A 12,998-nucleotide genomic window follows, 5' to 3' on the forward strand; every position below is an offset into this window, starting at 1 on the left:
ATTGATATTTAAAGTTATTTGTTGTAAAAGACAAAAAACATAATAAGAGGAGTATATATGATCTTATTTTTTATAATGTTAAATTAATTTTATATAAGATTAACTGAAAATTTTGATAATAGAAAGATAAGAGAAAAATCATGGGGAAGAATTTTTAATTCTTTTTAATAAAAATATAAAAGGTGGAAAAATGAAAAAAGCTTTTCTCTCTGTAGATCTTGAGGGTTTGCCCTTTATAGTGAACAGGGGACAGCTTTCAACCGGAAACCCCCTCTGGGAGGAGGGGAGGAGGATAGCGAGCGAGTTAACATACGCCGCTGTGAAAGCGATCCATGATGAGGGATTCGATGAGGTGATTGTAGCAGATTCTCATGCTGATATGATAAACATATACTATGAGAGGCTTCCTAAATATGCATATTTAGTTAGAGGCTATCCGAGACCTAGGTCAATGATAACTGGAGCTGAAGGTTGCAGCGCGGCATTCTTCTTAGGATATCACGCAGGTGTAGGGACGAAAGATGCAACATACGATCATTCATTCAGTAGTGCAACTATTAAGGAATTGAGATTGAACAGCGAAAAAACAAGTGAATTTATCTTCAATACACTGGCATTAGGAGAAATAGGGATTCCTGTAATATTTGTAGCAGGAGATGAGGCTTTGAGGGAGGATGTGGAGAAGTTCGCTCCGTGGGCCGTGTTCGTTCCTTTAAAGAAGTCCTATGGCAGGTACTCATCTATAAGCCCATCTATTGAAAAGCTCAATGAGGATCTAGCTCAAGGAGTTAAGGAAGCTGTGAGGAGGATGAGCAATGGTGAGGCAAATGTTGCATCTATAGATAAACCAGTAAATGTAAAAATCGACTTTTTATACTCTGGATATGCTGAGGTTGCCGAATATCTACCATTTGTGAAAAGAGTTAGTGCGACAGCCATAGAGTATATATCAAATAGTGTACTCGAAGCTTACAATATTATGGAACTTTTAACTATAGTAGCGTCAGCAGTTAAAGTAATGACAGGGCAATAAGAAAAGATTATCTAATTCAATAAAATTTTTTATGAAAAAAAGCTTTAGCATGTTCTGATCCTTAGCATCAGCGTTCTGTTTCAGATTTCCATAAAGGTTTATAAGAGTTTATATTTTGTTTCTGACCTCCTCCTCGCCCTAAAGGGCGAGGGTTTCAGTTGTAACCATTCGCTTTAGCGGAGGGAGTTGGAGCGTAAAGCTCAATTGAACGCTGGAAGCCTCGCTCCCAAAGAACGGAGTAGCTCACATAAAAATACCACGTTATTTTTTTAAATTCTAAAACAAGAAAAAATTTAAATTTTTAAAGAAAAATTAGCCTCTTCTTAATGAGCAGGTCATGCAATGTGCCCCGCCGTATCCTCCAGTAAGGTTTGTTAAGTCCACAGTATATACATCTATTCCGTTTTTGTACATCTCTTTTTTATGTGGGAAAAATTGCCCCTCATTTTTGAGATGCTCATAATCTTTTTTTGCCTGCTCTAGAAGCTTGCCATATCTTTCTGGATTTAATCTTGCGCTTGCCTCCAAATTTGCGAGGGTTCTCTTCACTATCCTTTCAGTCTCTATTGCGAGAATAGTTCCATCCTTTATCGTTAGGAAGTTTGAAGCATATGACATTTGCTCAAGTGTAGTTATATTAATGATCTCAAAGCCTTTTTCCTTTATGTAATCATATAAATTGAGATTTCTTTCTTCTTCTTTTCTGTAATTGCCTTCTGATTCTTTTATGTAAACATCAATCTTTGCCCTTTTCAACAAAGTATCGCATCCAATTACAACATTGCTTGAAGGTACATTAAAGTAAGTGTCTAAGTGCATGTTAATCATAGGATCAGTTTGGTCTCCAGGAATAAGTGGATGGGCAGGCTGATGTACAACTGCCACTTCGTCAAAGCTTACTCCGTGCTTTAGAATTTGCTCTATTCCTTCTTGGTTAGTTCTGTCTCCAGTTCCAATAAGCGCAAAGTCTTTCATAGGTATAAAGTCCCCACCTTCAAAAGTTCCAGGCTCTTTTATTTCATGAACTATTTCTTCTCCCATCAGTTTCCACAAGAACTTAGTTACCTGGGTTTCCCTTCGCCTTTGAGGCTTAGACATTCTGGAAAGTATTATTCCTTTATCAGTAACTGCTTGTTGATCCCGCATAAAGTAGAGATTTCCAAGCGGTTCCCTTACTGTTACATTGTAATAGATCGCCCTCTCTCCCCTCCCTCTTTCAAGCGTTACCTTCGGGCTTAGCAATATAAGGTTGAAGAAGAACTCTGAGTCATATATATCTTTATATCTAGAAAACTCGTCCTTCGCCATTTTTACGTCTTCTTCGTCTCCTCTAAATTCTACCCTTTCTTCTGCCATCTTTACAAGCTCTTCTTTCACTTTAGAACTTCTTTCAGCTTCTTGAAGGATGAAGTCCTTCAAACGAATTACATCTACCCTAAATTCGTGCATTAAAATATGCTCCAATCTTTCATGTTCTCTCAAGGCCTCGTTTTGACTGAAGGCTCTATCATAAAGAGAAGCATATGGTTCAATAAGGGAGAAGAACATCTCTATTCCTGGTCTATGCATTACTACCTTTTTCAAAGGATCCCATTCTGCTTTAATACCCACCATAAAAATCCGCCCTAATAGAGCAAATATCAGCTACGAAAAGGTCAAAAAAGGTTTACTTTAAATAATACTCTAGCACTGCAGCCGCTCCATATAGCTTATTCTCTGCCTGAACCCAAACAATTGACTGCTCTCCTTCTATAACATCATCTGTAATTTCTAGACCTCTATGTGCAGGCAGGCAGTGCATTACTACGACATCCTTTTTAGCCAGCCTTAAAAGCTCCTTATTTATCTGATATCCCTGAAAGTCTTTCATCCTTTTTTCAGTCTCTTTCTCCTGACCCATGCTCACCCATACGTCAGTATAGAGAATATCCGCATCCTTAGCAGCTTCCTTAGGATCGTTCACGATCTTTATCTTAGAACCTGTCTTCTTAGCAATTTCAAGTGCCTTATCAAGTATTTTTTGGTCTGGATAGTAGCCCTTAGGTATAGCGGCAGTCATGTTCATTCCAACTATGGCTGAGCCCAAAAGCCATGAGTTGCACATGTTGTTTCCATCGCCAATAAATACGAAGTTCAATCCTTCAAGCTTTCCTTTAGCTTCAATTATTGTAAGCATGTCGCTGAGGATCTGAGTTGGGTGCTCTAAGTCGCTAAGTCCGTTTATAACTGGAACATTAGCATATTTTGCTAACTCAACAACTGTATTGTGGGAGTAAACCCTCGCAACAATCGCATCCAAAAAGCTTCCCAATATCCTTGCAGTATCCTTTATTGGCTCCCCTCTACTTAATTGGAGCTCATTTGCAGAAAGGTATACTGCGCTTCCACCTAGCCTTAAAGCTGCAACTTCAAAGCTTGTTCTTGTTCTTGTCGATGGTTTTTCAAAAAGAAGTCCAACTACTTTATTCTTCAAAATGTTTAGCTCTTGACGGCTCTTTATGCTCTTTTTCAGCTCTTTAGCCCTATCCAAGATCTCATTTATCTCATCTTTTGAAAGATCTGCTACTGAAAGTAAAGATTTTGCCATAAAATAAAACGACCTCCATTTATTTTTATAATTTATAAAATAAAGTAGATTTTTTAAAATTTTAGATATTTTTAAATTATTTTCTCTCATTAATATATTTTATTCTCTAACTAAAAAAATTAAGGAATTGCCGAAGGAAATTGCACAGATAAAGTAAAGATCCTTCATCTCGTATTGCATTTACGAGGTAAGTTGTATCATGTTAAACTATATTAACATGTAAACAAAGGAGATATAAGGCAAAACTTTTTGGAAGTATCTCAGTTTATTTTTTATTTAAAAACATCAAATTTGGTGGGGGCAAAATGGTTTTTGTTTGCATAGGAACTAAAAATGTTAGTAAAATAACAGGTATAGAGAGAGCTTTCTCTAGTTTTTACGAGGAAGTTCAATTGCTCGCTATCGATCTATCATATAAACTTCCTCCTCAGCCAATAGGAATAAAAGAGATTATGAGTGGCGCTGAGAAAAGGGCTAAGGAAGCAATTAAATCGAGTGAAATGTGTGAGTTTGGTGTAGGAGTTGAAGCAGGGCTTATAAAGATAGAGGAAAGCTATTATGATATACAAGCATCGTTTGTTATAAATAAAGACGGCAGAGGATATTTCGGTTTTTCTCCTTCTTTTATAATTCCCAAATCGTTTTCTGAGGGGATCATTACAAAAAAATACAGGGAACTAGAAGAAGTCACAGATGCGTACTTCAATACAGAAAACGTAGGAGAAAAAGGAGGAGTAATAAAGCTTTTAACAAAGGGAAGAGTAACTAGAGAGGATCTCACTTATTATGCAGTAATGATGTCTTTGATTCCATTTCAAAACAGCAATTTATATTTCTAGTCTTTACTTTAAACTGACTATTTTCTCTAAAGGTGCAATTGCAAAATCAAGCCCCAAGCTATTTAGTGTTTCTCTTTTTGGTATGCCTCTATCGTTCCAGCCTCTCAGCTCATAGTAATAGGAAAGCATTTCATCGTATTTTTCTATATCGATCTTGACTCCTGCATACGGACCCTTACTCATAGACTGCGTGGTCCACCTCTTTGGAGGAAGATCAAGCTCTCTGCTCCAGTATCCAAACTCCCTGATCCAGAATGCCCTAATTAACGAATAAATTCTGTCCGTTACAATCTTAAAATCATCCAAAGTTATGCTCAGCCCAGTAGCAGCGTTAAGCATTTTTGGGTAATAGTTAAGGTCTAGGCTGACTTCATATGGAGGAAATCTGCATGTAGTTAACGATTCAAACATTCCTCCTCTCATGTTCTGTAAGGCGACTACCTTTTCAACCTTCTCTCTGCTGTAAGAAAGCCTATCTCTCAAAACCTCCTGTGCAATTACAAATGAATCTTTGTGGTGAGCTCCGATCGGCGAGACCCCATAAGAGAGAGCCATACCCGGAGTAGAGTAACAGTTATAGGCCGAAACTTCCAGCCCTTTTACATGCATAGCGAAGCTCTCGCTTTCTCTTCCTAAATTCATGGACATCCTCATGACTCCATCAGCTATAAAATTCCCGATCCCTCTCCTTTCTGCAACCTCCTCTATAAGCTCTCTTATTCTTTTGAAATCCCCCCACTCAACTTTCTCCCCTACCATCCTCTTCTCACCTGCCTCTATGTAGAAGCCGATGCTATTTCCAAGACTTATAGTATCAAGCCCAAACATATCTGCCAGCCTATTAAGTTCTCCTACTTTTCTCAGATCGTCTATTAAGAGATTGCTTCCAAGCATTGCAACATTTTCATAGTCAAGCTCGCTTAGCTCTCCCGTATTATCTTCTATAATATTTCCGCACTGCATATTGCAGTAAGGGCAGCCTCTTCTCCCGACTTTTATCTTTTCCATAAAGTCTCCGCTTATACTCTCATAGCTATCCCAAGTTCCCTCTTTGAAATTCATTGTTGGAAGGACGCTGTTTTTATGGCTCCAAGCTATAGTGGTCATCGTTCCCTGACTGATCCAAAACTTATAATTAGAATCCTTCAGTATCTTCTCATATGCTTCTGCAGAAAGTCTTCTGAGCTCTTTTTCATCAAAAATTTCTGGCTCTTTTGTCCCTCTTATTACAATAGCTTTTAACTTCTTGCTACCCATGACAGCGCCTATTCCGGGCCTTCCTCCACTTCTCCCTTTTAAAGAGGTAATAGTGGCATATCGCACCAAATTTTCTCCTGCCTTTCCAATAGAGAGTACTCCTACATCTTTTCCATGCCTTTCTTTTAGCTTATCCTCCGTTTCAAAAGTATCTTTTCCCCAAAGATCATCTGCACTAAAAATCTGCACTTTATCGTTTTCTATATAAAGATATACAGGTTTGTCAGACGCTCCTGTAATTGTAATTGCATCAAACCCAGACCTTCTCAGGTGGTGGCTAGCCATGGTTCCTAAACTTCCATCTCCATATCCGAAAGTCAATGGGCTTTTTGAAGCAACGACTAGCTTTCCGCTACTTGGTAAAGGCATGCCAGAAAGAGGACCAGAAGCAATTATTAATACGTTTTTTGGTGAAAGAGGATCCGCGCCCAGCGGAACTAAGTCCCACAGAAGCTTTATAGCTAAGCCTCTTCCTCCTATGAAATTAGTGTAAACATCTTGGTCTATGCTCATGAATTTGATTTTTCTCTCTCCCAAATCTATAAAAAGGGCTTTTCCCCACCAGCCTTTCATTCTTAATCATCAAGGAAAAATTCAAATTCCTAATATTAAAAATTTGCTTTTAAAAAATGGTTAAAAGGTAAGAAAAAATATACGTATAAATTTAGTTCTTTGAATTGCTTGTGTTTTTGACTCCAACTCTGTATACCCATGCCAGGACAAGGAGTAGCACTATAATTCCTAGAATTCCGCTTGAAACCGGCGAAGTAATTGATATTCCACTGACTATTAAGGCTGCGAATACGATACCAATTATTGACTCTCCTGCGATAAGCCCAGCTGCACCAATTGTCCCTGCATCAGTACTCTCATCGCTCGCCCTCTTTATCTTCTTTCCTACCAGCCAGTTGACTAAACCTCCGACGAATATCGGAACGCTCAAGGAGAATGGAAGATAAATTCCAATAGCTACCGGCATTACAGGGGTTCTAAACTTTGATTTCTTCCTTGCAAGTATTTCGTCAGTTATTATTAGAACTATTGCTATAGCAAATCCTATGAATAGCATAGTCCAATTGAGGGTTCCAGTAAATATTGCTTCTGTAAGCTTTGACATTAAAGTTGCTTGAGGAGCTGCCAATGCCATTGATCCCTTTGCAGTTGGAGTTCCCGCAATTCCATAGGCGTTAATAAGAAGGTTAAGGATAGGTGCGATGATAAAAGCTGAAGCAAACGATCCAACTATCATTCCAACCTGCTGTTTCCATGGAGTTCCTCCTACTACATAACCGATGAAGAGAGTTTGCATCATATCTCCAGCGACAGCGCTTCCCATGCATATCATTGCAGCAACAAGTAGCGTTCCTAGAGATCCTTCGACTCCTCCAATTCCAAGAAGCCTCAATATGAGAGCAGCTATCAGCAAGTTCATAATAGTTATTCCAGAAACTGGCAAGTTTGACGATCCTACAAGTCCAGTTAGATAACCTGCAATGGAAACTCCGAGAAAGCTAAGTATTAGCGTTAAAATTCCTAGCAATATGCTTAATCCCAGCGCTCTCGTAATATAGTAGAAGACGCCCATTAGTACCATATCAAATATTGCTACCAAAATGAAAGCAACGTTCAGAGGGAGTTCCCTCTCCGTCCTCTCAATGCCTTCACTGCTTCTCTTTCTTGCTGCGCTTATTCCTGATTTAATTCCTCTGGCGATAGCACCTCTAAGTCTGAATATCGTCCACAATCCTCCAAGAAGCATTGTTCCAACGCCTATGTACCTTATCTGAGAGCTCCATATACTGTAAGCCATGTCTAGAGCAGAGCCTGTAAGCGCCGTATGAGTTGCGAGTATTGGAATTAGAATTATCCACCCTAAGATTCCTCCCAAGAATATCAGTACTGCTACATTTATTCCTACAATGTAGCCAATAGCAGCTAACGCTGTAGAGAGGTCAGAGCCAAAGTAGAATAATGATGATCCTAGCTTAGTAGCAGCTTCAACAGTGCCAGGCCACAGACCAATTCCTTCTAAAAATTTGAAAATTCCTCCTATAATTCCTCCAGTGAGGAGAGGCTTTGTTGAAGCACCTCCTTTGTCTCCTACTATTAAGACCTCTGCGCCAGCTTTTCCTTCGGGGAAAGGAAGCTTTTCTTCTTTTATGTATGGCTTTCTAATGATAGTTGTTAACGCCGCTCCAAGTGTTCCTGCAATAGCAACTAATGCGGTAGTAGTCCAAAATGGCAAGTTCATATAGATATTGATAATTATCAGTGCTGGCAACGTGAAAATTGCTCCAGCCGCCAAAGCCTCTCCAGCGCAAGCTATTGTCTGAACGATGTTATTTCCAAGTATGTTTCTAGTACGCATTGCCCTAAAGACGGCTATTGCTATGATTGCGGCAGGTATGCTTGCACTTATAGTCATTCCAGAATATAAACCTAAATATGCATTTGTCGCAGCGAAAAGCAAGGCAAGGATTATACCGAGAATCAAGTATCTCAGAGATAGTTCGGGCATAGCTTTTTCAGGCGGAACATAGGAAGTCTCTTTTTTCTCTTCACCCATTATGAAATCACCTTTTTTTAAACTTTTATTACAAACATTTAAAAAAATAATCTAAATTTTGCACTATATAAAAAATTTGCAAAAAGAATTAAGTTAAATAAAAGTTTTATAAAAAACTATTTAAAAATGTTAAATAATTATTTAACATAAAAAATAAGACAAATAAAATAAAACAGAAGCCGCCGGCGGGACTCGAACCCGCGACCCCCGGCTCTCCCTGATTTTTTAATTTAAACCGTACGAGGCCGGTGCTCTACCGGGGCTGAGCTACGGCGGCAGTCATGCAAATTAAATTTTTAAAAAATAGAAGTTTAAAGTTTTTACTTCAAATTCATTAAGATCAAAGTATCTTTAACTAGATTAGTTTAATTCAAATTCCTATAAAAATATCTAATCAAATTTTTTGATGAGTATTAACTACAAATAAAACCAGTAAGATAGAACCTTAGTCTCAAAGAAGATTGTTGCTTTTACAATTAACTACATAGCAAAAGAAAGATGCGGGGGGTGGGATTTGAACCCACGCAGGCCTTCGCCAACGGATCTTAAGTCCGCCCCCTTTGTCCTGCTCGGGCACCCCCGCTCTTCAATTATTAATTAAATCTTCCACTTTTATTTCTTTAACTGCACCTTTTATTTTTTATTTGCTTCTATAACATCCTTAATTCTTGCAGGCCTATGAGTCAGAACAATTATCCTATCGCTTATCTCCATCAGCTCATCCACCTGATGAGAGACAATTATAATTCCAAGTCTAATTTCCTTTTTAAGGTTCTTCAAGAGTGTTTGAAGGATGGATATAGAAGAGGAGTCAAGTCCAGTATATGGTTCATCCAAAATTAAAATATCGGGCATTATTATAAGGGCTCTAGCTATAGAAGCTTTCCTTGCTGTTCCCCCGCTCACCCTATTAGGATATTTGTCTAGGTGATCATTTAAGGAGAGGAGCTCGGAGACATAACTCAGCCTTTCTTCTATCTCTCTCTCACCTGCTCCGCTTATCTTCAGTCCTATGACAATGTTTTCTCTAAGTTTGAGCCATGGAAGTAAGAGGTTATCCTGAGGCACATATCCGATCTTCCCCCTAATTTTCACCTCTCCGCTATCTTTATTTTCAAGCCCAAGGATCGTTCTTAGCATAGTAGTCTTCCCGCATCCATTGGGCCCCATTATTCCGAGTACTTCACCTCTATTTAGTTTGAATGATATGTTGGAAATCACAGGACCATCGCTGAAGCTTTTAGTCAAATTTCTAACTGCGATCAGTTCATCCACCTTCTCGACCACCCTTCTATAGGCTTGAGAACAGCTTCATCTAAGAGGATCATGAGCAGAACTAGAAGAATGCTCCAGGCGAACACTCCTTGCTTATATCCTAGGTCGTAGGAGTATAGAAGCATATATCCTATCCCCCCGCTTGCCCCAAGGGCTTCAGCGACTACAGTGATTCTCAAAGCGCTTCCGATCGCTGCTCTACTCCCTCCGATAAGATAGGGGAGAGTGCCAGGAATAATCAAATAAAGCAGCTCATGCCTTTTCTTTGCACCGAAGACCTTGAAGAGTTCTCTGTACTTCCCCTCTATGCTCTGCATTCCGCTAATTCCAATGCTCAAGAGGATAGGGTATGACGTGGCAGAGACGACGAAGATAGGAGGAAGACCGCTGGTCACTCCATATATGATTACAAATATTATGGACCATACCAGGACGGAAATGCTCTGAATAAAAGTGTTCAACGCAGTTATGAAGCTCCTTAAATGTAGGTTTATGTGATAGGCGATCAGAGAAATCATAGCTAAAGCAAAAGATAAGGCGAAACCTAAAAAGGTGTTCTCCAGAGTTTTAAAAACGTTTCTAGCTATGGAAATGATCCCTTGGATTTCTATGTAAAGAGCTACGGATGAGAGAGAAGGTATAGCGTAAGGGTATGTCCTCTCTAATGCTATCCATAGTATGAAGAGAAAAATAATAAGGTAAATCCATCCCAAAATACTAAGTCTTCTCTTTAACTTTCTCTCACTCCTAAAGGGCGAGTTTTTTATTTGTAAAATACTTGATCACCTATACTACTTGGATCACTTGTGAGATATCCTCCGATCCATGCAAGCTTCCAGGAGCTTCTTATTCCATCTATAACGCCCTGGCTTAAGTTGTTGTCGAGAACTGTTACCCTAGAGTAAAGGTACTCAGCCGTCTTTTCATTTAAGTTGTAAATGCTCATTAAAGCAGAGATGGTTTCATTTTCATTCCCGTTCCAAATATTAACGGCATCTTCCCTCGTCTTAAGGAAGGAGTTAATAAGCTCCTTATTGTTAGATGCGCTCGGAGAAGCCACCCATATGAGCATTACCGGCTCACCGCTCATGTTTGCCTCCTTCCAAAAAGTTTGGTAATCAGCGATTATAGAGGCATTGTAATTGACTACAGCCTCAGAAACGAATGGCTCCCATGCGATAATTGCATATATGTCATTTTCCCTCATTACGTCCAGAAAGGATCCTGGAAGCGTGTTTATGGCATAGATCGTGTCATTTCCCTTTCCCTGCTCGCTAACTGTTATGTTGTATATATACTTCATGTAAGCCTTGAACATCATATATGTACCAGTAGAGAGGAGAGTCGCGACAGTCTTACCCTTTAGTTCTTGAGCTGAGATGTTTCCCTTTACAGTCAGGATCGCCTGGTTTTGAAGCATTTCAGGAGCTATTATTTTTACGGAGATATTTTGAAGTAACATGTTAGCAGCCATTTCGCTCGGTATAACTGCTACATCTATGCTCCCGCTTGCAAGAGCATTTATTATATCTGTAGTCTTGTCGAACCTATATACTTGAAGCTCATAGCCGTATTTTTCGCTTAAGTTGTAGTACTGCATTATGTCTAACGTGCTTATTCCTCCCTGCAGAGTACCGGCCCTTATTATCATAGGGGAGGACTCCTTCTCTCTGTAAAATGCATAAGATGCGCCTAAAGCAACTGCAACTACAACTATTATTATTAAAATATATTTTGTATTCATGGTATCACCCGAGATCATGAGATAAGCATTTGAGCATACTCAACTGACCTCCTCCCCGCCCTAAAGGGCGAGGGTTCCCTTTAGGGAATTCATCGGTTCCCCGCATCTATTCGGGCTTACATCTTTCATCTGCGGGGCAGTCGAGGGGATCAGAGATCCCCTCATCTGGAGCTTGTTTATGGGGTTGCCGAACCCTCATCCAGCAGTTGGGGAAAACCCCTCATCCTCGACACACCTCTCCAGATATTCATCATCAAAACAAAATAGAGAACATAGAGCTTAAAAACCTTCACCCCACCTTAAAAGGCAAGGGTTTCAGTTGTAATATGATATCTCAGCCCAATGTTTGGACTTCTTAGAGCATGTTATTGTTTTATATCAAATCCTCTATCCTTGAACTCAGAGCGCCCGGAGAGTCCTTCTTTTGTGACCCATATCATTTGCATTCATCCCTCTTTAATTGGCCTCAACTTGTAGTTCACCTCTCATAGAGAGCTCGAGGTAATCGCTATAGGGAAACTCTACATCTCTGAAATTTTATTTTAAATCAATATTTATAGGAACTTTTATGAAATTCAAACACTTTGCAAAGGCATTTATAAAGCATAACTCTAATAAAAATAAAATTGATTATTAATCCGATGGTTGTTTGTCTTAAAGATAAACGAGGTCCGTTTAGTATTAAAGTGTATAAAAAAGTATATACTAAAAATTTAATAATGTTTTTACAATAATTTTTTTACAGTATTTAATAAAATCTGCTAATTTTATAAAAAAATACGGTGAAAAAACAATTTATTAAAAACAAGTGAATTTTTTTACCAAAAATATTAAAAATAAAAACTTTCAAATTTTATAGAGTTAGATTTAGAAAACTTGTTAAAAAAGGGAGAATTATGGAAAGATATCCAATAAATGGTTTATTTGCATATTCTGCTCCTATTGGAACTAATGTATCTTGTATAGATGTGCTGATAAGAGAGAATATGGCAAATAATACCAACAAGACTATTGCAAAGATATTGCAAGAAGTAGTATTGATGGGCCTGCCAATATTAGATATGAAGTATTCCTTGAGTGAGGATGGAGAAGCTGGAATAATGTTCTTGGTACTAGCATCAGGTGAAGATCAGGCGAAGATGTTAATTGAAAGGATAAACGGCTTTTCCTCGAACATTAAAGCATCATTAGGAAGAAAATACAAGAGGACTTGCTATTCTAATATTGCTTTTCCAGTAAAGTTCTCCGGTAGCCGTTGGATATATATGGGACCTGCAAACCTTGACGGCATACTCTTTGATTTGAAGAAGATCTTGGGGAAGCAAGTAGAGTCATACATTTTAAGGCAACTGGGAAGATATATAGGAAAGAACATTTATGAGTATTATACAGAATCCCTGGGACATATCGATTCTCTAGAGGAGACTATACGCTTTCTTTCAATGCTCTTCCAGATTTCGAGTTGGGGGATTATTGAAGAATACGAGATCTCCGAAAACAGGATAATGCTAATCATCAGAGATCTGTGGGAAGTGGTCGTTTTGAAAGAGAAGCAGTCTAGCGATAAGCCGAAGCTGACTCTAGGAGTAATTGAGGGTTTCTACAGCTCATTAACAAAAAGAGATATTAGAAGCGAAGTAGCTTTAGTGAAGAAGGAGGAAGGAGTTTATAAGACAGAAATACAGGTTTACTTTTAA

General features: G+C 38.7%; 10 protein-coding genes and 2 tRNA genes. 3 read left to right on the top strand and 9 right to left on the bottom strand.

Annotation, left to right across the window (positions count from 1 at the left end; genetic code table 11):
* Window positions 1-190 precede the first annotated feature (190 nt).
* Window positions 191-1,033 carry a M55 family metallopeptidase gene (locus tag FFONT_RS04470; protein ID WP_014558042.1) on the top strand — a complete coding sequence of 281 codons (843 nt, stop codon included), beginning with the start codon at window positions 191-193 and terminating at the stop codon, window positions 1,031-1,033.
* 312 nt (window positions 1,034-1,345) lie between these two features.
* Here FFONT_RS04470 and FFONT_RS04475 read toward each other — a convergent pair whose 3' ends face one another.
* A complete protein-coding gene (locus tag FFONT_RS04475) occupies window positions 1,346-2,647 on the bottom strand; it encodes an arginine deiminase family protein (protein ID WP_148683656.1) in 1,302 nt (433 codons plus the stop codon).
* A gap of 52 nt (window positions 2,648-2,699) precedes the next feature.
* Complete coding sequence (gene argF / locus FFONT_RS04480; protein ID WP_148683657.1) at window positions 2,700-3,620, bottom strand: ornithine carbamoyltransferase; 921 nt, start codon at window positions 3,618-3,620, stop codon at window positions 2,700-2,702.
* A gap of 305 nt (window positions 3,621-3,925) precedes the next feature.
* Between argF and yjjX the strand changes: the two genes are divergently transcribed.
* Window positions 3,926-4,459: an inosine/xanthosine triphosphatase gene (gene yjjX / locus FFONT_RS04485; RefSeq protein ID WP_014558045.1), complete on the top strand. Its 534-nt coding sequence runs from the start codon at window positions 3,926-3,928 to the stop codon at window positions 4,457-4,459.
* Window positions 4,460-4,462: 3 nt separating this feature from the next.
* Here the strand turns inward: yjjX and FFONT_RS04490 are convergent, their stop codons facing one another.
* The 7 genes from FFONT_RS04490 to FFONT_RS04520 form a co-directional block, all read right to left on the bottom strand.
* A complete protein-coding gene (locus tag FFONT_RS04490) occupies window positions 4,463-6,289 on the bottom strand; it encodes an aldehyde ferredoxin oxidoreductase family protein (RefSeq protein WP_014558046.1) in 1,827 nt (608 codons plus the stop codon).
* A gap of 91 nt (window positions 6,290-6,380) precedes the next feature.
* The gene (locus tag FFONT_RS04495; protein ID WP_014558047.1) at window positions 6,381-8,282 is read right to left on the bottom strand and encodes an OPT family oligopeptide transporter; all 1,902 of its coding nucleotides are present in this window, start codon (window positions 8,280-8,282) and stop codon (window positions 6,381-6,383) included.
* Between the two features lie 177 nt (window positions 8,283-8,459).
* Window positions 8,460-8,559, bottom strand: a tRNA-Thr gene (locus FFONT_RS04500).
* Window positions 8,560-8,781: 222 nt separating this feature from the next.
* A tRNA-Leu gene (locus FFONT_RS04505) sits at window positions 8,782-8,865 on the bottom strand.
* A gap of 50 nt (window positions 8,866-8,915) precedes the next feature.
* On the bottom strand, window positions 8,916-9,557 hold the full coding sequence (locus tag FFONT_RS04510) for an ABC transporter ATP-binding protein (RefSeq protein WP_014558048.1): 642 nt from the start codon (window positions 9,555-9,557) through the stop codon (window positions 8,916-8,918).
* Window positions 9,545-10,270 carry an ABC transporter permease gene (locus tag FFONT_RS04515; protein ID WP_014558049.1) on the bottom strand — a complete coding sequence of 242 codons (726 nt, stop codon included), beginning with the start codon at window positions 10,268-10,270 and terminating at the stop codon, window positions 9,545-9,547. Before FFONT_RS04515 ends, FFONT_RS04510 begins: the two co-directional genes overlap by 13 nt.
* 50 nt (window positions 10,271-10,320) lie before the next feature.
* Window positions 10,321-11,301 (bottom strand): ABC transporter substrate-binding protein, encoded by a 981-nt coding sequence (locus tag FFONT_RS04520; RefSeq protein ID WP_014558050.1) that lies wholly within the window; start codon window positions 11,299-11,301, stop codon window positions 10,321-10,323.
* 896 nt (window positions 11,302-12,197) lie between these two features.
* On the opposite strand from FFONT_RS04520, the gene FFONT_RS04525 reads away from it, so the two are divergent.
* The gene (locus tag FFONT_RS04525) at window positions 12,198-12,998 is read left to right on the top strand and encodes a hypothetical protein (RefSeq protein WP_014558051.1); all 801 of its coding nucleotides are present in this window, start codon (window positions 12,198-12,200) and stop codon (window positions 12,996-12,998) included.

The sequence above is a fragment of the Fervidicoccus fontis Kam940 genome, assembly GCF_000258425.1.
GTDB lineage: Archaea > Thermoproteota > Thermoprotei_A > Sulfolobales > Fervidicoccaceae > Fervidicoccus > Fervidicoccus fontis.

Bases quoted from the DNA above. Each gene is read 5' to 3' on its own strand.
- FFONT_RS04470 (WP_014558042.1), top strand. From the start codon at position 191: ATGAAAAAAGCTTTTCTCTCTGTAGATCTTGAGGGTTTGCCCTTTATA.
- FFONT_RS04475 (WP_148683656.1), bottom strand. From the start codon at position 2,647: ATGGTGGGTATTAAAGCAGAATGGGATCCTTTGAAAAAGGTAGTAATG.
- argF (WP_148683657.1), bottom strand. From the start codon at position 3,620: ATGGCAAAATCTTTACTTTCAGTAGCAGATCTTTCAAAAGATGAGATA.
- yjjX (WP_014558045.1), top strand. From the start codon at position 3,926: ATGGTTTTTGTTTGCATAGGAACTAAAAATGTTAGTAAAATAACAGGT.
- FFONT_RS04490 (WP_014558046.1), bottom strand. From the start codon at position 6,289: ATGAAAGGCTGGTGGGGAAAAGCCCTTTTTATAGATTTGGGAGAGAGA.
- FFONT_RS04495 (WP_014558047.1), bottom strand. From the start codon at position 8,282: ATGGGTGAAGAGAAAAAAGAGACTTCCTATGTTCCGCCTGAAAAAGCT.
- FFONT_RS04520 (WP_014558050.1), bottom strand. From the start codon at position 11,301: ATGAATACAAAATATATTTTAATAATAATAGTTGTAGTTGCAGTTGCT.
- FFONT_RS04525 (WP_014558051.1), top strand. From the start codon at position 12,198: ATGGAAAGATATCCAATAAATGGTTTATTTGCATATTCTGCTCCTATT.